This is a genomic window from Streptomyces sp. NPDC001410, from assembly GCF_042895235.1.
GTDB lineage: Bacteria > Actinomycetota > Actinomycetes > Streptomycetales > Streptomycetaceae > Streptomyces.
Genome location: NZ_JBIAWE010000002.1, coordinates 284,129 through 305,538 on the forward strand (window position 1 = coordinate 284,129; position 21,410 = coordinate 305,538).

The window sequence follows — 21,410 nt, forward strand, 5'->3', positions numbered from 1 at the left end:
TCAGAACCCGGCGATGGGGTTCTTCAGGTTCCCGACCAGCTGGAGCGCGCCGGACGGATCCGCCAGGTCCACCATCTGCCGGTTGTTGCGCAGCTGGAGCCGGTTCAGGCAGGACAGCGCGAACTCCGGGGCGAACATGTCGTACTGCCGGAACTTGTCCGCCAGCTCCGGTGTCGCCTCCTGGCACTCACGGGTGACCTCCGCGACCGTGCGCCAGAAACCGTCCTCCGCCAGGATCCCGTCGGCGGCGAGGTTCGCGGCCAGGAACCGGAAGAAGCAGTCGAAGACGTCGGTGAAGATCGACAGCAGCTTCTGGTCCTCGGGCACCTCGACACGGATCCGCCGCACCTCCGGCGGCAGCACCGCGTCCGGGTCCATGACGACGATCTCCTCGGCGATGTCCTTGTAGATCGCCCGCTCGACCGCACCGTCCTTCAAGACGAGGATCACGTTCTCGCCGTGCGGCATGAAGGCCAGGTCGTAGGCGTAGAAGCTGTGCAGCAGCGGGGTGAAGTAGGCCCGCAGGTACTGCCGCAGCCACTCGGCGGGCGCCAGGCCCGACCGCGCGATCAGCGCGCCCGCGAACGAGGCGCCCTCGTGGTCCACGTGCAGCAGGGACGCCATCGTCGCGAGGGACTCGCCCTCCCGCAGCGACGGCACCGGGCTCTCCCGCCACAGCGCGGCCAGCATCTTGCGGTACGGCGAGTAGCGGTCGGTGGCCTGCTCGTACTCCAGATGCCGGTAGCCGACGGCCGCCCGCTCCCGGATGATCGTGAGGCCGGTCGACTTCAGCACGCCGTCGTTCTCGACGAGCTGGGCGAGCCAGTCGTTGATCGCCGGGGTCGCCTCCATGTAGGCGGCCGAAAGCCCGCGCATGAAGCCCATGTTGAGGACGGACAGGGCCGTCTTCACATAGTGCTTGTGCGGGTCGGAGGTGTTGAAGAAGGTCCGTATGGACTGCTGGGCCAGGTACTCGTCGTCGCCCTCGCCCAGGCACACCAGGTGCCGGCGGGCCACCTCGGCGGCGAAGGTGACGCTGAGCTTGTTCCACCACTGCCAGGGGTGGACGGGTATGAGCAGGTAGTCGGCGGGGTCGAGGCCCTGCTCCGTGAGCGTCCCGTGGAACCGCTCTACGGTGGCCGCCCCCAGCTCCTGCCGGACGAAGTCCTCGTACTCGATCCCGGCCCCCGCCGTGAACGCCGCCCGCGAGCGGTGCGCGGCAAGCCACACCAGCCGGACGGGGCTCGCGGTCTCCGGGGCGTACGACAGGTACTCGTGGATGCCGAAGCCGAGCCGCCCGTTGTTCGCGACGAAGCAGGGGTGGCCCTCGGTCATCCCGGTCTCGATCGCCTGGAAGCCGCTCCGCGCCAGCTCGGCGGAGGTGACCTTCGGCTTGGTCAGCTTGTAGCAGGTGCCGGAGAGGGTGGAGGAGATCTCCTCCAGGTAGACGGGCAGGATCTCGTCGCTCAGCCCCAGCGCCTGCCGCAGCTCGACGAAGAAGTCCAGTGCGGCCAGGGGGAGTTCGGTCCCGGCGCGATGACGGGTGATCGAGTCGGCGTCGACCGCCCAGTGGTCGAGGCCGCGCAGGGTGGCCGCGAACCGGTAGACGGTGAGCCCGTCGTCGCTGCGGACGACGTACCGGTCGCCCTCCCGCTCCGGCGTGATCAGCCGCTCGTGCGTGAACTCGGCGAGCGCCTTGCGCACCAGCAGCCGGTTGGCGGTGTCCCAGCGCTCCGGGGACAGATGGGCCACGGCGTCGGGGAGGCTCATGCGGCCACCGCCTTCGCGAACTGCTCCCGCGTGCAGAAGCTCAGCAACGCCCGCTTCTCCGGCTTCCTTATCTCCCGCTCGGGCACGAACCCGACGGCCTCGTTCAGGGCGTGCACGGCCTTGTTGCGCACGTCGGGCTCGACGACCACCCGCTCCACCTCCGGGTCCTCGAAGAGGTGGGCCATGACGGCGGTGATGACGGACCGCGTGAACCCGTGCACGGGCATGTCGGTCGCGGGCGTGAGGAAGTGCATGCCGACATCACCGGGCCGCGGCTCGTACAGGCCGACCAGCTCTCGGTGGGCGGGGTCGTACACCTCCATCAGAAAGGCGGGCACACCGTCCCGCAGCCCGAGCAGGGCGTGGTGGTGCTCGTCGGCGGCGATCTCCATGTAGGCCCGCTCGACGTCCTCCAGTTTCGCGTCCTGCATCATCCAGAAGGCGGCCTTCGGGTGGGTGACCCAGGAGTGCAGCAGCTCGGCGTCCTTCAGGGGGTCGAGGGGGCGGAACGTGAAGGTCGTGGTCGGGCTGGTCATACCGAGAACTCCTGGAAGGCGATGGTCTTCTCGACCGGGTAGTACTCCGTGCCGAGCAGCTCACGGATGATGTACGAGTTCCGGTACGGGCCCATGCCCAGGTCGGGGCTGGTGATGCTGTGGGTGTGGACGCCGGCGTTCTGGAGGAAGACGCCGCGGCCCGTCACGTCGATCGCGTAGTTGCGGGCGACGTCGAAGCGGCCGTGGCCGTCGAAGCGGAGCCGGTCGCGCAGCGGGGCGAGGAAGGCCGGGGGCTCGTAGTGGTAGCCGGTGGCCAGCACCAGCCCCTCGGTGCGGATCTCGAAGTCCTTGTCCTGCTCGTCCTGGTGGAAACCGAGCGTGTAGGAGCCGTCCTCGTGAACGGCGCTCTGCAGGGAGGAGTTGGTGAGCAGCCGGGTGGGGACCGGGCGGTCGCCGCTCTCGACGTTCTTCTGGTAGAGCAGGTCGAAGATCGCGTCGATCAGGTCCGAGTTGATGCCCTTGAACAGGCCCTTCTGCTGCTTCTCCAGCCGGTAGCGGGTCTCCTCGGGCAGCGCGCGGAAGTAGTCGATGTAGTCCGGAGAGGTCATCTCCAGCGTCAGCTTGGTGTATTCGAGGGGGAAGAAGCGCGGGGAGCGGGTGACCCAGTTGAGGTCGTAGCCGTGGACGTCGATCTCGGAGAGCAGCTCGTAGTAGATCTCCGCCGCGCTCTGCCCGCTGCCGACGACGGTGATGGACTTCTTGGCCTGCAGCTCCGCCTTGCGGTGCATGTACTGGGAGGTGTGGATGACGTCGCCGCCCAGGTCGCGGCACGGCTGCGGGACGGAGGGGACCGTTCCCGTGCCGAGCACCAGGTGCCGGGCGTGAAACGTTTCCCCGCCCTGGGTGCGAACGACGTACCGCTCCTCCTCGTACGTCACCTCGGTGACCGTGGTGTTGAAGCGGACGCTGCCGAGCTTGCTCGCCGCCCAGCGGCAGTAGTCGTCGTACTCGACGCGCAGGGGATAGAAGTTCTCGCGGATGTAGAACGGGTACAGTCTGCCCTTCTCCTTCAGGTAGTTGAGGAAGGAGTACGGCGAGGTCGGGTCGGCCAGTGTGACCAGGTCCGACATGAACGGGGTCTGCAGATGGGCACCGTCGAGGAACATGCCCGCGTGCCACTCGAAGCCGGGCTTGGAGTCCAGGAAGACTCCGTCCAGTTCGGCGATCGGCTCGGTGAGGCAGGCGAGGCCGAGGTTGAAGGGGCCGAGCCCGATCCCCACGAAGTCGTGGATCGCAGGAGAAGGTGTCGGTGCTTCAGGACGCGCGGTCAAGGGACTCTCCCAGGTACTGCTCGGCGTGGCCGGCGATCAGGTCGAGGACGGCGGCGATGTCGGCCGTCGTCGTCTCGGGGTTGAGCAGGGTGAATTTCAGGTAGTGGCGGTCGCCGACCTTGGTGCCCGCGACCACGGCGTCGCCGGAGGCGAACAGGGCCCGCCGGGCGTACAGGTTGGCGCGGTCGATCTCGGCCGGGTCGGTGACGGCCGCCGGGATGCAGCGGAAGACGAGGGTGGAGAGCGAGGGCTCCACGACGACGTCGTAACGGGGGTCGGCGGCGAGCAGCTTCCAGCCCTCCTGGGCCAGCTCGCACACCTGGTCGAACAGTTCGCCGATGCCGTCGGCGCCCATCACCCGCAGCGTCATCCACAGCTTGAGGGCGTCGAAGCGGCGGGTGGTCTGCAAGGACTTGTCGACCTGGTTGGGGATGCGCTCCTGCACCATGCGGCGCGGGTTCAGGTACTCCGCGTGGTAGGTGGCGTGGCGCAGGGTGGCGGCGTCCCGGACCAGCACGGCGGAGGAACTCACCGGCTGGAAGAAGGACTTGTGGTAGTCGACGGTGACCGAGTCGGCGCGCTCGATGCCGTCGATGCGGTCCCGGTGCCTGAGCGAGGCGAGCAGACCGCAGCCGTAGGCCGCGTCCACGTGCATCCAGGCTCCGAACTGGGCGCACAGCTCCGCGATCTCCGGCAGCGGATCGATGGACCCGAAGTCGGTGGTGCCGGCGGTGGCGACGACGGCCATGGGGACGAGGCCGTCCTTCCTGCAGCGCTCCAGCTCGTGGGCGAGGGCGAGGGTCTGCATCCGCTTGTCGTGATCCACCGGGATGGAGACCACGGATTCCGGGCTCAGCCCGAGCAGTTTCGCCGACTTCTTCACGCTGAAGTGGCTGACCTCGGAGGCGAAGATGCGCAGTTTGGGGATGCAGCCCCCCTCTTCCCACCCTGCCCGCCCTGGCTTGGCCTCCTCCCGCGCCAGCAGCAGCGCCTGGAGGTTGGACTGGGTGCCGCCGGAGGTGAACACGCCGTCGGCGGCCGGGCCGAGGCCGATGCGCTCGGCCGTCCAGTCGATCAGCTTCCGCTCGATGAGGGTGCCGCCGGCGGACTGGTCCCAGGTGTCCAGGGAGGAGTTGACGGCGGAGAGCACGGCCTCGCCGAGCACCGCCGGGATGACGACCGGGCAGTTGAGGTGGGCGAGGTAGCGGGGGTGGTGGAAGTAGATCGCGTCCCGGAGGTAGAGGTCCTCCAGCTCGTCCAGGACCGCGGCGGAGTCGCCCAGTGGCCGGTCGAGGTCGATCGCGTCGATGCGGGGGGCGAGGGCGTCCACGGTGACGCCGGTGAACGGACGGTCGGTGGTGGCGAGTTTGGCCGCCACCCGCTCGACTCCTTCGGTCACGGAGCGGCGGTAGTGCTCCGCGGTGAGGCCATTGAGCAGGTGCGAGCGCATGTGGGGGTCCTCCGAGGGGACTGTCCGTGCGGGGAGATAGCTTAGGTTAGCCTAACCTAAGCTCTATGGGTCAAGGCGTGCCTGTGCCGTGACTGCCGTCACTTCAAAGGGAGTTACTCGGCGGTGCGGAGCTGTTCCTCCGTCATGCCCTGGCGCCAGTAGCCGACGAAGGTGACATGCCGCCGGTCGAACCCGCGCTCGCCGACGAAGTGCCGACGCAGCTCCTTCACCCGCCCGGACTCACCGGCGATCCACGCGTACGGCCGTTCGGCGACGGGGAGTTGAGCGTCCTGTACGACGTCGACGGCCACGGGGGAGCTGTCGTGCCGTACGAGCCACGTGACCTCCGCGTCCGCCTCGGTCGCCACGTCCTGCATGTCACCGGCGTGCGGCACCTCCAGCCAGGCGCGGACGCGGGTGCCGGCCGGGAGGGACTCGAGGATGGCGGTGGCGGCGGGCACGGCGCTCTCGTCGCCCCAGAGGACGACGAGATCCGTGTCGGCCGGCGGCCGGAACCGGATCGCCCGGTTGTCCGCGATCGCCGGCCCGAGCAGCAGGACCCGGTCACCGGCGGCGGCCCGGGAGGCCCAGCGGGAGGCGGGCCCGGCGGGCGTGTGCAGCGCGAAGTCGATGTCGATCTCGTCGGGGTCCCGGCGCAGCGCCCTCAGTGTGTACGAGCGCATCACCGCCCGTACGTCGTCGGGCAGTTCACGCCATCCCTGCCACCATCCGTCCCCCAGCTCCAGCGGTACGACGGGTTCGGTCTGCCCCGGGTGCGGCAGGAAGAGCGACAGGGACTGGTCACGCCCGTCGGAGTGGAAGGCGTGCAGATCGGCACCGGTGAAGGTGACCCGGACCAGAGACGGCCCGAGCCGCCTCGTCCGTACGACCTGAAGAGAGAAGAAGCGGAACGGGGCGGCTACGGCCGTAGTCATGGGGTCTCCTGAGGCTGGGATTCAGGAAGGGATGCGAGGGGAGGGGTTCAGCTGACCTTCTTGGCCTTTTCCAGGGCCTGCGCCAGGCTCGTCAGCAGCGGTACGCACTTGTCGTACGACAGGATCGGCTCGGGCGAGCGTGCGATGACCTGACCCGCCTTCACCGCGGGCAGCTTCTTCCAGGTGGCCTTGGTGATGTCGGCCGGCTGGATCGTCGCGGAACGGTCGTCCATCATGATGATGTCGGCCTGGTACTTGTCGACGTTCTCCCAGCTCAGCGACTCGTACCAGCCGCCGCCCTGCTTCTTGGCGCTCTCCGGGGGCTCGACGAAGTTCACGCCGAGGGCCTTGAAGTACTCCAGGTCGATGGAGAGGTTGGTGCCGGAGACGTAGAAGAGCTGGTCGCTCGCGGAGCCGGCCATCACCTTGATGCCGGGCTTGGCCTTGGCCGCGGTGCGCAGCCGGGCGGCGGCATCCTCGAACCGCTTCTTCGCGTCGGTGACGGCGGCCGCCTTCATGTCGGCGCCGAGCGACTCGGCCAGCTCCCACATGCGCTGCAGCGGCTGGGTGAGCTGACGGTCGTAGACGGAGATGCCGACGCTGGGCGCCAGCTGGGCGATCTTCTTCTTGGACTCGCCCGGGACGTACCAGAGGGTGCCGGCGCCGTCGAACATCGTCGTGATGAGCACGTCAGGCGCGAGGGCCGCGTACTTCTCGATGTTGAACTGGCCCCAGGTGTTGCCGAGGACCGTGAGCTTGCTGACGTCCATGTCGCCGGCCTGGACATCGGCCTTGCCGGCGCTGGTCTTCGTCGGGCCGAAGACGCCCTTGACCTGGATGCCGTAGTCGTACAGCGCGGCGCCGACTCCGGTGAACGCGACGATGTTCGCGGGGACCTTGTCCAGCTTCACCGTCGTGCCGCGGTCGTCCTTGAAGCTCCAGGGGCCGGACTTGCCGCTGTCGGCCGCCTTCCCGGAGTCCGAGTCTTTCCCCTTGTCGTCCCCGCAGGCGGCGAGTGCCGCGCCGAGTCCGAGGGCGCCGCCCGCGGCGAGCAGGCCGCGGCGAGTGAGGTGGGTGGCACGGGCGTTGGACATGGGTGTGACTGCTTTCGAACGGGGCGGAGCGCCCGCCGGACAAGTTCGAAGGTAGGTTAGCCTAACCTCAGTACATGTCCAGAGGCTGGTCCCGGTCACCCGCGGCGGTCGGGCGTGAACCGCCCTCCTCTGCACAGCCGTTGGCGCGAGGGCGTACTCACCTCGACAACCCGAAAGGCCCCGCGTCCGGTACTTCGAAGCCGCCCTCAGCGCCCCCGCGCACCTGAGGGGCGAGGGGGCGCTGAGGGCGGCTGAGGGGTATCACACGGGCGTGCCGGGAATCGGGGCGAACCCGGTGCCGCAGGCCGCCACCAGGTTCGACGCGTCGAACGGAGTGGCGGTCAGGCGGCAGACGGCCTCGTAGGCCACCCCGGTCGAGGCCAGCAGGGTCACGTGGACGTCCTCGGGGCTCTCGTCGATGCCCACGGAGCTGCCCACCACGCAGGACGGGGTGCCGGCGATGGCGTCGAGGTTCACCCAGACACCCGGGTTCCGGCTGTCATTGAGGAAGGCGTCCCCCTTCGTGTTCGTTGCCACGTGGATCTCGGTCGGGTTGAAGTTCCCGAAGTCCTTGACCTCGGAACTGATGGTGCGTGCCGGCTTGCACTTCTCGCCACCGACGGGGCCGCTCTGGGCCATCGCGGCCGGGGCCATGAGACCCCCGGCGAGAAGGGCTCCGGTCGCCACGGCGAGGCTTCTGCCGACCCAGGTGAAGCCCCCGCACTTGGTTTGCATCCGCTTTCGTTCCTCTCGTTTCCGAGCACGAGGCCGCGTAGCGCCGAGGGGCATCTGCCCACCCGGGCAGAGACCGGGCAGAACCGTGGACTCCCTGGACGCGTTCGGCGGCGGTGGTCGGGTCGTAGATTCCACCGGGGCCGAGGCCGAGTCGCGCCGGTGCTGATTGCTACCCGGGAGGAGTAACACTGCGCCTCGAACGGTCCTCTGCGCCCCAGAGGAAACGTCAGAGCCGACGCGCCGAGGTCATCGCCTCCGCCGCCGTCCTGTGCACAGGCTCGTCCGGGATGCGCCCCCAGTTCCCGGCAGTACTCTCCTGACGTGCGCCTCCGCGCCGCTTGGAGGACCACCACGCAGATGTGCGGGCCCCGCTTCTCCACACGGTGACCGGTACTGGCAGCGCACCACCCCGGCGTCGGCGGATGAGTACACCAAGCGTCCGGCAACATCGGGCAGAGCCAGCCGTCAGCGGCCTCGCCCGTCCTCACGGTGGTGATCCGCGCCACCCGCTGACCCAGCCCCCACGGCCGAGGCGGCCCACCCCCCGATCCTGGGGGCAAGGGGTGGGCCGCCTCCGTCCGCGGGGGCAGTCGGTTGCTGCGCAAGAGTGGAGCTGTCTCAGCCCACCAGCCCCAGCTCCCGAGCGATCAGCATCCGCTGGACCTCGCTGGTGCCCTCGCCGATTTCCAGGATCTTGGAGTCGCGCCACATGCGGGCCACCGGATACTCGTTCATGAAGCCGTAGCCGCCGTGGATCTGGGTGGCGTCGCGGGCGTTGTCGACGGCGACCGTGGAGGAGTAGAGCTTGGCGAGGGCGGCTTCCTTCTTGAAGGGTTCGCCCGAGACCAGGCGGCTGGCCGCGTCGCGCCAGGCGAGGCGGGCCGTGTGGGCCTTCATCTCCATGTCCGCGATCTTGAACTGGATGGCCTGGTTGGCGCCGATGGGCCGGCCGAAGGCGTGGCGTTCCTTGGCGTACTTGACCGACTCGTCGACACAGCCCTGGGCCAGGCCGGTCGCGAGCGCCGCGATGGCGATGCGGCCCTCGTCGAGGATGCGCAGGAACTGGGCGTAGCCCCGGCCCTCCTCGCCCAGGAGGTTGGCGGCGGGGACACGGACGTCCTGGAAGGAGAGTTCGCGGGTGTCCGAGGCGTTCCAGCCGACCTTCGAGTAGGGGGCGGCGACCGTGAAGCCGGGGGTGCCCGACGGGACGATGATCGCCGAGATCTGCGGCCTGCCGTCCGGCTTGCGGCCGGTGACCGCCGTGACCGTCACCAATCCCGTGATGTCCGTGCCGGAGTTGGTGATGAAGCACTTCGTGCCGTTGATGACCCACTCGTCGGTGTCGGGGTCCAGGCGGGCCGTGGTGCGGGTGGCCCCGGCGTCCGAGCCGCCGTCCGGCTCCGTCAGGCCGAACGCGCCCAGGATCTCGCCCGTGCACAGGCGGGGGAGCCACTCGCGCTTCTGCGCCTCGGTGCCGAACAGGTGCAGCGGCATGGCGCCCAGCGAGACGCCCGCCTCCAGGGTGATGGCCACGGACGAGTCGACGCGGGCCAGTTCCTCCAGGGCGATGCCGAGGGCCAGGTAGTCGCCGCCCATGCCGCCGTACTCCTCCGGGAACGGCAGCCCGAACAGACCCATGCGGCCCATCTCGCGGACGATCTCGTACGGGAACTCGTGCCGCTCGTAGAAGTCACCGATCTTCGGCGCCACGACGTCGTGGGCGAACTCCTCCACCGTGCGGCGGAGTTCTTCGAGTTCGGGGGAGAGTCGGTGGTCCATGGTGATCACTGCTCCTTGTGGGACAGGGCTCGGACGGTGCGAGACGGGCTGGGTCGGCCCAGGTGGGCGGCCATCCAGACGCTGGTGGCGACTAGTCGGCCGAGGTCGACTCCGGTGTCGATGCCGAGGCCCTGCAGCATCCACACGAGGTCTTCGGTGGCGAGGTTGCCGGTCGCGGACTTGGCGTAGGGGCAGCCGCCGAGACCCCCGGCGGAGGCGTCGATCGTCGTGACCCCGTGTTCCAGTGCCGCGTAGGTGTTGGCCAGTGCCTGGCCGTAGGTGTCGTGGAAGTGCACGCCGATGACGTTGGTCGGCACGCCCTCCTCGTTGAGCAGGGAGAGGAGTTCGAGGACGTGGCCCGGGGTCGCGACCCCGATGGTGTCCCCTAGGCTCAGCTCGTCGCAGCCCATGTCCGTCAGCGCCTTGCAGACGCGGGCCACCTGGTGGAGCGGGACCGCACCCTCCCAGGGGTCGCCGAAGCACATGGAGACGTAGCCGCGCACGTGCGCGCCCTGGTCCTTCGCCTGCCGCACCACCGGGTCGAACACGGCCAGTGACTCGTCGACCGTCCGGTTGAGGTTGGCCTTCGCGAAGGACTCCGTGGCGCTGGCGAACACCGCGATCCGGCGGGCGCCGAGCGCCAGCGCCCGGTCCAGGCCGCGCTGGTTGGGCACCAGCACGGGGAGTTCGACACCGAGGCCGTCGACCAGCGGGTACAGCTGCTCGGCGTCGGCGAGTTGGGGCACCCACTTGGGGTGCACGAAGCTCGTCGCCTCGATGGTGGTCAGACCGGCGTCGGCGAGCCGGCGGATGAACTCCGCCTTGATCTCCGTCGGCACGGTCATCTTCTCGTTCTGGAGCCCGTCCCGCGCGCCGACCTCGTGGATCCGCACCCGCTGGGGCAGGTCCTGGGCCGGTACGACCACGGGCAGTCCGTCGGCGCTCATTCCGCCACCGCGCCTTCCTTGTCGTGGGGTGCGATCACGGCGAGTACCTGGTCCATGGCGACCGTCGCTCCCGGGGTCACGTCCAGCTCGGCGACCGTGCCGGCGTGCGGGGCGGAGATGACGTGCTCCATCTTCATCGCCTCGACCACCAACAGGCTCTGGCCCGCGGTCACTTCGTCACCGACGGCCACCTTCACCACGGTCACCGTGCCGGGCATGGGCGCGGTCAGCGAGTCGGCGCCCGCGTGCGCGGCCCCGGTGAGGGAGGCGGCCACCGGGTCGTGGTCGCGCACCTGCCAGGCGTCGCCGTCCCGGCCGATCCAGTCACCGGCCCGGTGGAAGGAGTGCCGGACGCCGTCGAGGGTGACGGACACCCGGTCGTCGGTGACGGTGTGGGCGCCTCGCGGGGCGTATGTGACCGGGTCGGTCACGCGCAGGTCGAACGCGGGCTGCTTCGGGGTCCCGCCGAGGCGCCAGCCGCTCGGTACCGAGAAGGGGTCGGTCCAGCCTTCGGAGCGAGGCCGCAGCTCCTCCAGCCGTACGGCGGCCGCCGCCTCGTACACCTCCTCCGGGACGTCCGTGGCGACCAGCTCGTCCACCACCCGCTCGACCAGACCGGTGTCCAGCTCGCCCGACACCACGGCCGGATGGGCCAGCAGCCGTCGCAGGAAGCCCGCGTTGGTCTGCACGCCCAGCGTCACGGTCTCGGCGAGGGCGGCCCTGAGCTTGCGCAGCGCCGTCTCCCGGTCGGGGCCGTACGCGATGACCTTGGACAGCATCGGGTCGTACAGGCTGCCCACCTCGGTGCCCTGGCTGAGCCCGGAGTCGGTGCGGATGCCCTCGCCCTGCGGCTCGTTCAGGAGCAGCACCGTGCCGCCCGACGGGAGGAACCCGCGCGCGGGGTCCTCGGCGCAGATCCGGGCCTCGACCGCGTGCCCGGTCAGCCGGACGTCCTCCTGCGCGAAGCCCAGCCGCTCCCCGGCCGCCACCCGTAGCTGCCACTCGACCAGGTCGAGCCCAGTGATCAGTTCCGTGACCGGGTGCTCCACCTGGAGGCGGGTGTTCATCTCCATGAAGTAGTACGAGGACGGGTCGCCGCCCGGCACGATGAACTCCACCGTGCCCGCGCCCCGGTACCCGCACGAGCGCGCCGCCTGGACGGCCGCCTCGCCCATCGAGGCCCGGGTCTCCTCGTCGAGGAGCACGCTCGGCGCCTCCTCGATGATCTTCTGGTGCCGGCGCTGCAGCGAGCACTCGCGCTCGCCGAGGTGGACCACGTTGCCATGGCCGTCCGCCAGCACCTGGATCTCGATGTGCCGGGGACGGTCGACCCACCGCTCCACCAGGAGCGTGTCGTCGCCGAAGGAGGCGCGGGCCTCGCGGCGGGCGGCCGCGATCTCCTCCTCCAGCCGGGTCACGTCCCGCACCAGGCGCATGCCCTTGCCGCCGCCGCCCGCCGAGGGCTTGAGCAGCACGGGGGTCCCGATCTCCCGGGCCGCGTCGGCCAGCTCGGCGTCGGAGAGCCCGCTGCCGCTGGAACCCGGCACGACCGGCACCCCGGCCGCCTTCACCGTCTCCTTGGCCCGGATCTTGTCGCCCATCAGGGCGATCGCGTCCGCGGGCGGGCCGATGAAGGTCAGCCCTGCCTCCTCGCACGCGCGCGCGAAGCCCGCGTTCTCGGCGAGGAAGCCGTACCCGGGGTGGACGGCCTGGGCGCCGGTGCGGGCGGCGGCCTCCAGCAGCCGCTCCACCGACAGATAGCTCTCGGCCGCGGGCGCCGGACCGATCCGTACCGCCGTGTCGGCCTCCCGTACGTGCCGCGCATCCGCGTCGGCGTCGGAGAAGACCGCCACCGAGCGCACACCCAGCGAGCGGAGCGTACGGATGACGCGTACGGCGATCTCGCCCCGGTTGGCCACCAGCACTGTGTCGAACACGGTTCCCCTCCTCACATCCGGAAGACGCCGAACTGGGGGTCACCCAGGGGCGCGTTGGCACAGGCCGTCAGGGCGAGTCCCAGCACCTGACGGGTTTCCAGCGGGTCGATCACGCCGTCGTCCCAGAGCCGGGCGGTGGCGTAGTAGGCGTTGCCCTGGTGCTCGTACTGCCGGCGGATCGGCGCCTTGAAGGCCTCTTCGTCCTCGGCCGGCCAGTCCTCGCCGCGCGCCTCCAGCTGGTCGCGCTTGACGGTGGCGAGGACGGAGGCGGCCTGCTCGCCGCCCATCACGGAGATCTTGGCGTTGGGCCACATCCACAGGAAGCGGGGGGAGTAGGCCCGGCCGCACATCGAGTAGTTGCCCGCGCCGTAGGAGCCGCCGACCACGACGGTCAGCTTGGGGACCCTGGTGCACGCCACGGCCGTCACCATCTTGGCGCCGTGCTTGGCGATGCCACCCGCCTCGTAGTCCCTGCCGACCATGAAGCCGGAGATGTTCTGCAGGAACACCAGCGGGATGCCGCGCTGGTCGCACAGCTCGATGAAGTGCGCGCCCTTCTGGGCGGACTCGGAGAACAGGATGCCGTTGTTGGCGACGATCCCGACCGGGTGGCCGTGGATCCGGGCGAACCCGGTGATCAGGGTCTGCCCGAACTCGGCCTTGAACTCGGCGAAGCGGGAGCCGTCCACCACGCGCGCGATGATCTCGCGTACGTCGTAGGGGGTGCGGGAGTCCACCGGGACCGCGCCGTAGAGCCCGTACGGGTCCACCTTGGGCTCCGCGACCGGCGTGACCTCCCAGGGGAGGGACTGCCGGGCGGGCAGGGTGGCGACGATGTTGCGCACGATGCGCAGGGCGTGCGCGTCGTCCTCGGCGAGGTGGTCGGTGACGCCGGAGATCCGGGAGTGGACCTCGCCGCCGCCCAGCTCCTCCGCGGTGACGACCTCGCCGGTGGCCGCCTTCACCAGGGGCGGGCCGCCCAGGAAGATCGTGCCCTGGTTGCGGACGATCACGGCCTCGTCGCTCATGGCAGGGACGTACGCGCCGCCGGCCGTGCACGACCCGAGGACCGCGGCGATCTGCGGGATCCCGGCGCCGGACATCCGCGCCTGGTTGTAGAAGATCCGCCCGAAGTGCTCCCGGTCGGGGAAGACCTCGTCCTGCATGGGCAGGAAGGCGCCCCCGGAGTCGACCAGGTACAGGCAGGGCAGCCGGTTCTCCAGGGCGACCTCCTGCGCCCGCAGATGCTTCTTCACCGTCATCGGGTAGTACGTGCCGCCCTTGACGGTGGCGTCGTTGGCGACGATCACGCACTCGCGGCCGCTGACCCGCCCGATCCCGGCGATCACGCCGGCGGCCGGTGCCTGCCCGTCGTACATCCCGTCGGCCGCCAGGGGGGCCAGCTCCAGGAAGGGCGACCCGGGGTCGAGCAGTGTGTCCACCCGGTCCCTCGGCAGCAGCTTGCCGCGCGCGGTGTGCCGGGCGCGGGCCTTCTCGCCGCCGCCGAGAGCCGCGGCGCCCAGCTTGGCGCGCAGCTCGTCGACGAGTGCGAGATGGGCTTGTTCATTGGCCCGCCAGGCCTCCGACGCGGGATCTGCCGCGCTCGTCAGCTCCGGTGCCTCCTGCATCCTGCGGTCCCCTCACCCAGTGGTCGTACTGTTAATGAGCGTTAACCATTTCCTTCAGGTTAACGACCGCTAACCTCGCTGTCTAGAATTGCTTGCATGGTCACCAGAACCGACGCCCCCACCCGTCGCGAGCAGATCCTCAAGGAGGCTGCCCGGCTCTTCGCCGAGCGCGGCTTCCACGGTGTCGGCGTCGACGAGATAGGCGCCGCGGTCGGCATCAGCGGCCCCGGTCTGTACCGGCACTTCCCGGGCAAGGACGCGATGCTCGCGGAGCTGCTGGTGGGCATCAGCGGCCAGCTGCTGACCGGGGCGAAGCGGCGCCTGGCGGAGTCCGACGGCCACACCGGCCCCGGCGCCGTCCTGGACTCCCTCATCGAGGGTCACATCGACTTCGCCCTGGACGACCGTCCGCTGATCACCCTGCACGACCGCGAGCTGGACCGCCTGCGCGACAGCGACCGCAAGCTGGTGCGGCAGCTGCAGCGGCAGTACGTGGAGCTGTGGGTCGAGGTGGTCCGCGAGGTCTACCCCGCCCTGACCGAGCCCACCGCCCGCTCGGCGGTCCACTCGGTCTTCGGCCTGCTGAACTCCACCCCCCACCTCGGCCGCGCCGGTACCCTGCCCGGCCGGGGGGCCACCGCGGAGCTGCTGCACCGGATGGCGCGGGGGGCGTTCGCGGCGGCGGGTGCAACCGGGGACTGAGCCCGTGCGGGCCGATGGGCCTGCCGGCAGGGGTGAGCCTCAGTACTCTGAGGCCATGGGCATGGACTACGCGAAGATGCGCGCGATTGCCGAGGAACTCGGTGCTTACGCAGAGCAGCTCGAAGGGGCTTGGAGCGTCGAGATCGGGCCGTCGGGTCCGATACTGGCCATGATGTGCCCTTCGAAGCGTCATGAGGGCACGGTCAGCCGCATCCGTAATCAACTCAACGCGCAGCTCCCTACCACCCACCCCGGCTACGTCTGCGAGAACGGTCCCGAGATCGAGCACCCGGAGATTGGTCGTATGCGCCGACCTGATGCGGTCGTCATCCCTGACTGGGTCCTCGACGAGGAGGGCGCCGCCGTCGACGCGACGGAGGTGCTGGCGGTCATTGAGATCGTCTCGCCGTCCAACCCGAACAACGACTACATCGAGAAGCTCTCCGACTACCCGGCCATGGGCATCGCTCGCTACCTGATCGTCGACCCGCGCACCGGCACGATCGAAGTGCACTCCGACCCGTGCAAGGGCCGCTACACACGCAAGGAGCCCTACATCTTCGGTGACTCGGTGCCGTTCGGCCCTTGGACCGTGGACACCTCCGCCTTTCGCCGGTACGGCAAGGCCGGGAACTGACGCTGCCCGCCCACCCGCGCCGAGCGGGTGGGCAAGCTCACTCTGGACGCCGCAACGTACTCGCCGGTATCTTTGGGTCTGAGCAAGCGCTTAGACAGGTACCTGGAGGTGGCGGCGTGCGCCGTACGGTGTTCAACGAGGATCACGAGGCGTTCCGGGAGACCATCCGCGCCTTCATCGAGGCCGAGGTCGTGCCCGTTTACGACGAGTGGTTCGCCGCAGGCCAGGCCCCGCGCGACTTCTACTACAAGCTCGCCGAGCTGGGCGTCTTCGGTATCCGGGTCGACGAGGAGTTCGGCGGCGCGGGCATCGACTCGTACAAGTTCGAGGCCGTCATCTACGAGGAGACCGCCCGCGCGGGCATCTCCTTCGGCGGCTCCGGCGTGCACGTGCTGCTCGGCCTGCCCTACATCAAGCTGCTCGCCACCGACGAGCAGAAGAAGCGCTACCTGCCCAAGTTCGTCTCCGGCGAGGAGATGTGGGCCATCGCGATGACCGAGCCGGGCACCGGCTCCGACCTCGCGGGCATGAAGACCACCGCCAAGCTGTCGGAAGACGGCACGCACTACGTGCTGAACGGCGCCAAGACCTTCATCACGGGTGGCGTGCACGCCGACCGCATGATCGTCTGCGCCCGCACCGCCGCGCCCACCGCCGAGGACCGCCGCCACGGCATCTCCCTCTTCGTCGTGGACACCAAGGCCGAGGGCTACTCGGTCGGCCGCAAGCTCGACAAGCTCGGCCTGAAGACCTCCGACACCGCCGAGCTGGCGTTCGTCGACGTCAAGATCCCCGTCGAGGACCTCCTCGGCGAGGAGAACAAGGGCTTCTACTACCTCGGCCACAACCTCGCCTCCGAGCGCTGGGGCATCGCCTTCGGCGCCTACGCGCAGGCCAAGGCCGCCGTCCGGTTCGCCAAGCAGTACGTGCAGGACCGTGTCGTCTTCGGCCAGCCCGTCGCCGCCTTCCAGAACACCAAGTTCGAGCTGGCCGCCTGCCAGGCCGAGGTGGACGCCGCCGAGGCCGTCGCCGACCGCGCCACGGAGGCCCTGGACGCCGGCGAGCTGACCCCCGCCGAGGCCGCCTCCGCGAAGCTCTTCTGCACCGAGGTCGCCCACCGCGTCATCGACCGCTGCCTCCAGCTGCACGGCGGCTACGGCTTCATGAACGAGTACCCGATCGCCCGCCTGTACGCGGACAACCGCGTCAACCGCATCTACGGCGGCACCAGCGAGATCATGAAGACGATCATCGCCAAGGACATGGGTCTGTAAGGTCACCGCAATCACTGGCCGGTACAACTAACGCCATGAGCCAGGCACTCCAGAACCTCCTTGAGCTGCTCGACCTCGAGCAGCTCGAGGAGGACATCTTCCGCGGCCAGTCCCGCTCCGCCGTCGTCCCGCGCGTCTTCGGCGGGCAGGTCGCGGCGCAGGCGCTGGTCGCCGCCGGGCGGACGGTCCCCGCCGACCGGCTCGCCCACTCCCTGCACGCGTACTTCCTGCGTCCGGGAGACCCCGGCGCGCCGATCGTCTACAGCGTCGACCGCATCCGCGACGGCCGGTCGTTCACGACCCGCCGCGTGGTGGCCGTCCAGCACGGCAAGCCGATCTTCCACCTCTCGGCGTCCTTCCAGACGTACGAGGAGGGCCTCGACCACCAGGCCCCCATGCCGCCCGCCCCGGACCCGGAGACCCTGCCCACCTCCCAGGAGCGGCTGCGCGGCTACGACCACCTGGACCCGGCGGTCGTGGAGAAGTTCATCGAGGCCCGCGAGGCGATCGACCTGCGCTACGTGGACGAGCCGCCGTACGGGAAGTTCGGCGAGCCGCGCGAGCCGCACAGCCAGGTGTGGTTCCGGGCCAACGGCAAGCTCGACGACGACCCCCTGCTCCATGTCGTCCTCGCCACCTACGTGTCCGACATGACCCTCCTCGACGCGGTGCTGCTCGCGCACGGGCGCGGCGGCTGGGCCGTCGGGGACGTCGTCGGGGCGTCCCTGGACCACGCGATGTGGTTCCACCGGCCCTTCCGCGCCGACGAATGGCTGCTGTACGACCAGGAATCGACGTCCGCGCACGGCGGCCGGGGCCTCGGCCAGGCCCGTATCTACACCCAGGACGGGCAGCTCGCCATCTCCGTCATCCAGGAGGGCGTGGTCCGCGTCCCGCGATGACCCGCGCGCAGCTGTTGAAGGCTGAACGCATGCGGGGCGCAACGGAGTTGACGATCCGGATGTCGGCGGCGTGCCCGGCCGGGGGACGGGTGCGTCCGGGGGGCCCTCCCGGAGCCCGGGAAACAGATGGTCGCTCGAAATGACGAGTGACGCATGGGGTACTAGGCTCTTTGAGTGAAAGCCGCAGCGCACGGTTGGCCCGGCCGACGAGGCCCCGTACCCGACGGACCTCAGCCGCGGAGCCCGATGGCGCGACCGCGCACGGGTGGCCACGGGTGGCCGCAGGTGTCGACATCGTTGGCATACGCCGTGCCGCTCAACACACTGCGGTGACAGGTGACATCTGAAGACCGCGCCGCATCTTCTCTTCCCCCTTATCGCGGCGTCGGCCATCACCTCGCGCCTCCCCTCCTCGGGAGCCGCGAGAGACGATGGAGATGGAAGGTATATCCCATGCGATCACAGCGCACGAGGCGTCTTGTCGCGATGTCCGCAGCCGGGGTGCTGCTGGCCGGCGGAGCCGCCATCGGCACGGCGGGCACCGCCTTCGCGGGCTCGTCCCACAACGACCACGGTTCCTACAGCAACAACTGTGACGACCACGGCTGGTGGAACGACGACAACTGCGACAACGGCGACCACGGCGACCATGGCGGCTATGGCGGCGACCACGGCGGCTACGACAACGGCGACCACGGCGGCTACGGTGGCGACCATGGCGGTGGTGACCACGGTGACAACGGTGGTGACCACGGCGGCAATGGTGGCCACGGCGGCAATGGCGGCCACGGTGGAGGAGGCCACGGAGGTAAGTGATCCGACGAACTGAGAGTGGTGTGCGGTCCTTCCGACAGGGCCGCACATCATGCGCGGGGCGCCTGTGGGCGCCTTATGCCAGGCCCGCCTCCGCCAGCAGATACGCCGTCATCGGGTCGTAGTAGCGCGGGCTCACCACATGGTCGTCGAGCGGCACCGCCACCTGGACGGTGCCCTCGGACTCGGCGAGGAACAGCGCGGGGTCGTTGCAGTCGGCGTACCCCACGGAGTCGACGCCGTGCTGTCCGGCGTACCCGGCCCAGCCGTGGTCGGCGACCACCAGGTCCGGCAGCGGACGCCCCTCGCGCTCAAGTCCGGTCAGGATGGCCCGCATCGGCTCACCGGAGTGCGTGTGCCACAGCGTCGCACCGTGCTCCAGGACGGCCACGTCCGCGAACTGCATGACGTACCCCTCCTCCGTCTGCAGCCCGTCCGGGATGACCACGATCTCGCAGCCGGCGGCACGCAGCGCGGCGGCCGTGGCCCGGTGCACGTCCAGCAGACCGCCCGGGTGGCCGGTCGCGAACAGCACCCGCTGCTGCCCGTCCGCCGCCTTGCGCAGCCGGAGTGCGAGGCGCTCCAGGGCGTCCAGGGTCAGCTCGGGGTCGATGGTGTCCTGCCCGTACCGGTGCTCGGGATCGTCGTTGACGCCCACCCGTTCGGCCATGACCGCGAGCACGTCCTGCTCGTCCGACCAGCGGTCGCCCAGCTCCAGACCGAACCAGTAGTGGCGGTCGCCGTTGGCCAGCTTGCGGTAGTGGGAGAGGTTGTTCTCGCGGGGTGTGGCGACGTCCCCCGCGATACGGGTCCTCACCAGGTGGTCGACGAGCTGGGCGCGGCTGGGTGTCCCGGATATCGGCATGCCTCCCATTGTGAGGGCAGCGGACGGGGCGCGTCCTCGTCATATCGCACCCTGGGACGTGGCTCACTCACCCCTGGCGCAGCGCGAACCACAGCTCCATCCGTACGTCCGGGTCGTCCAGGTCGGCCTCAAGCAGGGCCGCGCAGCGGGTGATCCGCTGCCGCACGGTGTTGCGGTGCACGTCGAGCGCCACCGCCGTACGGTCCCAACTGCCGTGCAGGGAAAGCCAGGAGCGCAGGGTCTCGGCGAGCGCGGGCTGTGCGGCGAGCGGGGCGAGCAGGGCCCGGGCGTGGGCCTCGGCGTCCGCCCGGGGCACCAGGTCCTCCAGGCCCGGCCGGGCGCCGTGCCGGACCAGCGGGCTGCGGGTGGCGCGGGCGCGGGCCAGGGCGCGGGCCGCCTGGGTGTCGGCGGCCGGCCACTCCCGCGGGCCGGCGGCCGCGCTGACCCCGAGGGTCCAGCCCGGCTGCGGGACCGGTTCGCGCTCGGCGGGCACCAGCACCCGTACGACGTCCCGGGCGAGGTCGACCAGCGGCGACCCCAGCGCGGCCCCCAGCGCGGAGGCGGCCACGGCATCGGGCGCCTGGGTCTCCGGCCGGGCGTGCACGACGACCCACCGCCCTTCTCCCACGAGCGGCGCCACCTCCTCCGGCGCCGAGCCGAGCAACAGCCGTACGAGCGCGGAGGACCGGGCGGCACCGGCACCGCTGTGGTGCTCGCCGGTGAGCAGGGAGAGCAGCACGGAGGCGACGGAGGCGATGGTGTGGTCCCCGGGTTCCCGGCGCGAACTGGCCACACCGAGCACGAACCCTTCCCCGGCGCCGAGCGCGTAGGCGGCGAGGTGGGTGTCGCCGTGGGTGTCGGTGGCGGAGGTGGGGATCGGGCGGGCGGCAATGGCGGTGGCCGGTCGGGCCGCTGCCGGGTCGGTGGCGGAGGGCGAGGCGGTGGCGGACGGCGAGGCGGTGGGGCGGCCGACGGGGTGCCGGCCTGCAGATGGGCGGGAGCCCGTGGGTGCCTCGGCGTCCGGCCCGCCACTGATACGGCGGCCGGCCGCCCAGTCGGCGCTGCCGCCTGCCGGGTCGGTCGTGCTGTGGTCGGCTGACCTGCCGATGCCCCCGCCTGCCGCGCCGGTCGTGCCGCTGGTGCCGGTGCTCGCCGCCTGCGCCCCGCCGCTCGTGCGGCGGTCGGCCGCCGTGCTGGCGCTGCCGCCTGCCGGGGCGGTCGTGCCGGGGCCGGCTGACCTGCCGGCGCCGCCGCCCGCCGCGCCGGTCGGGCCGCTGGTGCCGGGGCCCGCCGAACCCGCGGCCGCCCCAGGGAGCTGCACCGGCTCGCGGGCGCTCGGTGGGCGTACGACCCCGGCCAGTGCCGCAAGGGCCTCGCGGGCTCCCTGCGCCGGCTCCCGGCCCGCCGCCGCTATCTCGGTGTCGTCGGGGCCGTAGAGGATCGCGTGACCGCTCAGGCGGCCGGCCAGCTGGCGCAGGACCGAGGGGACCGGGTCGGGGCGGGAGGCGGCGGCCGCGAGGCTCTGCTGGGCCTCCGTGACCCGGCGCAGCTCGGCCAGGCGCGCCTGTGCCATCAGCTGCCAGACCGCGCGGGCGACACCGGAGAAGGTCGTCTGCGGCGGGACCTCCAGGAGCGGGAGGTCGTAGGCGTCGCAGGCGTGGACCAGGGCGCGCGGGACCGTGTCGTGCACGGGCGCCAGGCCGAAGCCGAGGGCCGCCCCGCCCGCGGCCACGATCCGCGAGACGTAGTCGTCGAAGTAAGTCCCCGAACCCGCCGCCTCCGGGATGTGCACCCCGGCCGTGAGCAGCAGCTCGCCGCCGAGCAGGTACGGGTACGGGTCGGCCATCTCCGAGGTGTGCGCCCAGTGGATCACGATGTCCGGGTCCGAGGGCCCCGCGATCTGGCGCAGCGCGAGATCCTCGCGGGCCAGCAGGGCCGAGAGCGGTACCGGTGGGGTCGGTGGGACGGCTGGGGTGATCGCCTCCGGCATGGTGTGCATTTCCTCCATCCCGCCCCGTTCGTATGGATGAAACGTACACTTCGCAGTCGCCTTCCGGCCACCTAGTGTCAAGTCCGCACGGCAGCCGCGGGTACGGGCGGATGTCCCCGCGATC

18 protein-coding genes are annotated in these 21,410 nt (G+C 70.6%); 5 read left to right on the plus strand and 13 right to left on the minus strand.

Annotated features, from left to right (window positions below; genetic code table 11):
* From ACFY3C_RS04830 to ACFY3C_RS04880, 11 genes are all read right to left on the minus strand, one after another.
* A complete protein-coding gene (locus tag ACFY3C_RS04830) occupies window positions 1-1,770 on the minus strand; it encodes an IucA/IucC family protein (protein ID WP_390769698.1) in 1,770 nt (589 codons plus the stop codon).
* On the minus strand, window positions 1,767-2,306 hold the full coding sequence (locus ACFY3C_RS04835) for a GNAT family N-acetyltransferase (RefSeq protein WP_386580156.1): 540 nt from the start codon (window positions 2,304-2,306) through the stop codon (window positions 1,767-1,769). The genes ACFY3C_RS04830 and ACFY3C_RS04835 overlap by 4 nt, the downstream gene beginning before the upstream one ends.
* A complete protein-coding gene (locus ACFY3C_RS04840; RefSeq protein ID WP_386580155.1) occupies window positions 2,303-3,598 on the minus strand; it encodes a lysine N(6)-hydroxylase/L-ornithine N(5)-oxygenase family protein in 1,296 nt (431 codons plus the stop codon). The genes ACFY3C_RS04835 and ACFY3C_RS04840 overlap by 4 nt, the downstream gene beginning before the upstream one ends.
* Window positions 3,582-5,048, minus strand: coding sequence for a lysine decarboxylase DesA (gene desA, locus ACFY3C_RS04845; RefSeq protein ID WP_390769699.1), 1,467 nt, complete (start codon window positions 5,046-5,048; stop codon window positions 3,582-3,584). Before desA ends, ACFY3C_RS04840 begins: the two co-directional genes overlap by 17 nt.
* A 113-nt stretch (window positions 5,049-5,161) precedes the next feature.
* Entirely contained in the window at window positions 5,162-5,983 is an 822-nt protein-coding gene (locus ACFY3C_RS04850; protein WP_390769700.1) for a siderophore-interacting protein, read from the minus strand.
* 47 nt (window positions 5,984-6,030) lie between these two features.
* A complete protein-coding gene (locus ACFY3C_RS04855) occupies window positions 6,031-7,077 on the minus strand; it encodes an ABC transporter substrate-binding protein (protein WP_386580149.1) in 1,047 nt (348 codons plus the stop codon).
* 261 nt (window positions 7,078-7,338) lie between these two features.
* Window positions 7,339-7,812, minus strand: coding sequence for a hypothetical protein (locus ACFY3C_RS04860; RefSeq protein ID WP_390769701.1), 474 nt, complete (start codon window positions 7,810-7,812; stop codon window positions 7,339-7,341).
* Window positions 7,813-8,430: 618 nt separating this feature from the next.
* Window positions 8,431-9,591 carry an acyl-CoA dehydrogenase family protein gene (locus tag ACFY3C_RS04865; RefSeq protein WP_390769702.1) on the minus strand — a complete coding sequence of 387 codons (1,161 nt, stop codon included), beginning with the start codon at window positions 9,589-9,591 and terminating at the stop codon, window positions 8,431-8,433.
* 5 nt (window positions 9,592-9,596) lie between these two features.
* Complete coding sequence (locus ACFY3C_RS04870) at window positions 9,597-10,538, minus strand: hydroxymethylglutaryl-CoA lyase (protein WP_390769703.1); 942 nt, start codon at window positions 10,536-10,538, stop codon at window positions 9,597-9,599.
* On the minus strand, window positions 10,535-12,475 hold the full coding sequence (locus ACFY3C_RS04875; protein ID WP_390769704.1) for an acetyl/propionyl/methylcrotonyl-CoA carboxylase subunit alpha: 1,941 nt from the start codon (window positions 12,473-12,475) through the stop codon (window positions 10,535-10,537). The genes ACFY3C_RS04870 and ACFY3C_RS04875 overlap by 4 nt, the downstream gene beginning before the upstream one ends.
* A gap of 11 nt (window positions 12,476-12,486) precedes the next feature.
* Entirely contained in the window at window positions 12,487-14,103 is a 1,617-nt protein-coding gene (locus ACFY3C_RS04880) for a carboxyl transferase domain-containing protein (RefSeq protein WP_386580140.1), read from the minus strand.
* A 96-nt stretch (window positions 14,104-14,199) separates the two neighbouring features.
* Here ACFY3C_RS04880 and ACFY3C_RS04885 point away from each other — a divergent pair, with 96 nt between their 5' ends.
* The 5 genes from ACFY3C_RS04885 to ACFY3C_RS04905 all read left to right on the plus strand — a co-directional run bounded on the left by ACFY3C_RS04885 (window position 14,200) and on the right by ACFY3C_RS04905 (window position 18,434).
* Window positions 14,200-14,805, plus strand: a complete 606-nt coding sequence (locus ACFY3C_RS04885; protein ID WP_390769705.1) for a TetR/AcrR family transcriptional regulator — start codon at window positions 14,200-14,202, stop codon at window positions 14,803-14,805.
* A 61-nt stretch (window positions 14,806-14,866) separates the two neighbouring features.
* Entirely contained in the window at window positions 14,867-15,442 is a 576-nt protein-coding gene (locus ACFY3C_RS04890; protein ID WP_390769932.1) for a Uma2 family endonuclease, read from the plus strand.
* A gap of 116 nt (window positions 15,443-15,558) precedes the next feature.
* The gene (locus ACFY3C_RS04895; RefSeq protein WP_386580136.1) at window positions 15,559-16,716 is read left to right on the plus strand and encodes an acyl-CoA dehydrogenase family protein; all 1,158 of its coding nucleotides are present in this window, start codon (window positions 15,559-15,561) and stop codon (window positions 16,714-16,716) included.
* A gap of 35 nt (window positions 16,717-16,751) precedes the next feature.
* Complete coding sequence (gene tesB / locus ACFY3C_RS04900) at window positions 16,752-17,618, plus strand: acyl-CoA thioesterase II (RefSeq protein ID WP_390769706.1); 867 nt, start codon at window positions 16,752-16,754, stop codon at window positions 17,616-17,618.
* A gap of 453 nt (window positions 17,619-18,071) precedes the next feature.
* Window positions 18,072-18,434 (plus strand): hypothetical protein, encoded by a 363-nt coding sequence (locus tag ACFY3C_RS04905; RefSeq protein WP_390769707.1) that lies wholly within the window; start codon window positions 18,072-18,074, stop codon window positions 18,432-18,434.
* 73 nt (window positions 18,435-18,507) lie between these two features.
* Here the strand turns inward: ACFY3C_RS04905 and ACFY3C_RS04910 are convergent, their stop codons facing one another.
* Window positions 18,508-19,296 (minus strand): phosphatase, encoded by a 789-nt coding sequence (locus ACFY3C_RS04910; RefSeq protein ID WP_390769708.1) that lies wholly within the window; start codon window positions 19,294-19,296, stop codon window positions 18,508-18,510.
* Window positions 19,297-19,363: 67 nt separating this feature from the next.
* On the minus strand, window positions 19,364-21,286 hold the full coding sequence (locus ACFY3C_RS04915; protein WP_390769933.1) for a PucR family transcriptional regulator ligand-binding domain-containing protein: 1,923 nt from the start codon (window positions 21,284-21,286) through the stop codon (window positions 19,364-19,366).
* Between the last annotated feature and the right edge of the window lie 124 nt (window positions 21,287-21,410).

Excerpts from the sequence above, each read along its gene's own strand:
- ACFY3C_RS04830 (WP_390769698.1), bottom strand. The coding sequence starts at position 1,770 with ATGAGCCTCCCCGACGCCGTGGCCCATCTGTCCCCGGAGCGCTGGGAC.
- ACFY3C_RS04835 (WP_386580156.1), bottom strand. The coding sequence starts at position 2,306 with ATGACCAGCCCGACCACGACCTTCACGTTCCGCCCCCTCGACCCCCTG.
- desA (WP_390769699.1), bottom strand. The coding sequence starts at position 5,048 with ATGCGCTCGCACCTGCTCAATGGCCTCACCGCGGAGCACTACCGCCGC.
- ACFY3C_RS04850 (WP_390769700.1), bottom strand. The coding sequence starts at position 5,983 with ATGACTACGGCCGTAGCCGCCCCGTTCCGCTTCTTCTCTCTTCAGGTC.
- ACFY3C_RS04855 (WP_386580149.1), bottom strand. The coding sequence starts at position 7,077 with ATGTCCAACGCCCGTGCCACCCACCTCACTCGCCGCGGCCTGCTCGCC.
- ACFY3C_RS04860 (WP_390769701.1), bottom strand. The coding sequence starts at position 7,812 with ATGCAAACCAAGTGCGGGGGCTTCACCTGGGTCGGCAGAAGCCTCGCC.
- ACFY3C_RS04865 (WP_390769702.1), bottom strand. The coding sequence starts at position 9,591 with ATGGACCACCGACTCTCCCCCGAACTCGAAGAACTCCGCCGCACGGTG.
- ACFY3C_RS04870 (WP_390769703.1), bottom strand. The coding sequence starts at position 10,538 with ATGAGCGCCGACGGACTGCCCGTGGTCGTACCGGCCCAGGACCTGCCC.
- ACFY3C_RS04880 (WP_386580140.1), bottom strand. The coding sequence starts at position 14,103 with ATGCAGGAGGCACCGGAGCTGACGAGCGCGGCAGATCCCGCGTCGGAG.
- ACFY3C_RS04885 (WP_390769705.1), top strand. The coding sequence starts at position 14,200 with ATGGTCACCAGAACCGACGCCCCCACCCGTCGCGAGCAGATCCTCAAG.
- ACFY3C_RS04890 (WP_390769932.1), top strand. The coding sequence starts at position 14,867 with ATGGACTACGCGAAGATGCGCGCGATTGCCGAGGAACTCGGTGCTTAC.
- tesB (WP_390769706.1), top strand. The coding sequence starts at position 16,752 with ATGAGCCAGGCACTCCAGAACCTCCTTGAGCTGCTCGACCTCGAGCAG.
- ACFY3C_RS04905 (WP_390769707.1), top strand. The coding sequence starts at position 18,072 with ATGCGATCACAGCGCACGAGGCGTCTTGTCGCGATGTCCGCAGCCGGG.
- ACFY3C_RS04910 (WP_390769708.1), bottom strand. The coding sequence starts at position 19,296 with ATGCCGATATCCGGGACACCCAGCCGCGCCCAGCTCGTCGACCACCTG.
- ACFY3C_RS04915 (WP_390769933.1), bottom strand. The coding sequence starts at position 21,286 with ATGCCGGAGGCGATCACCCCAGCCGTCCCACCGACCCCACCGGTACCG.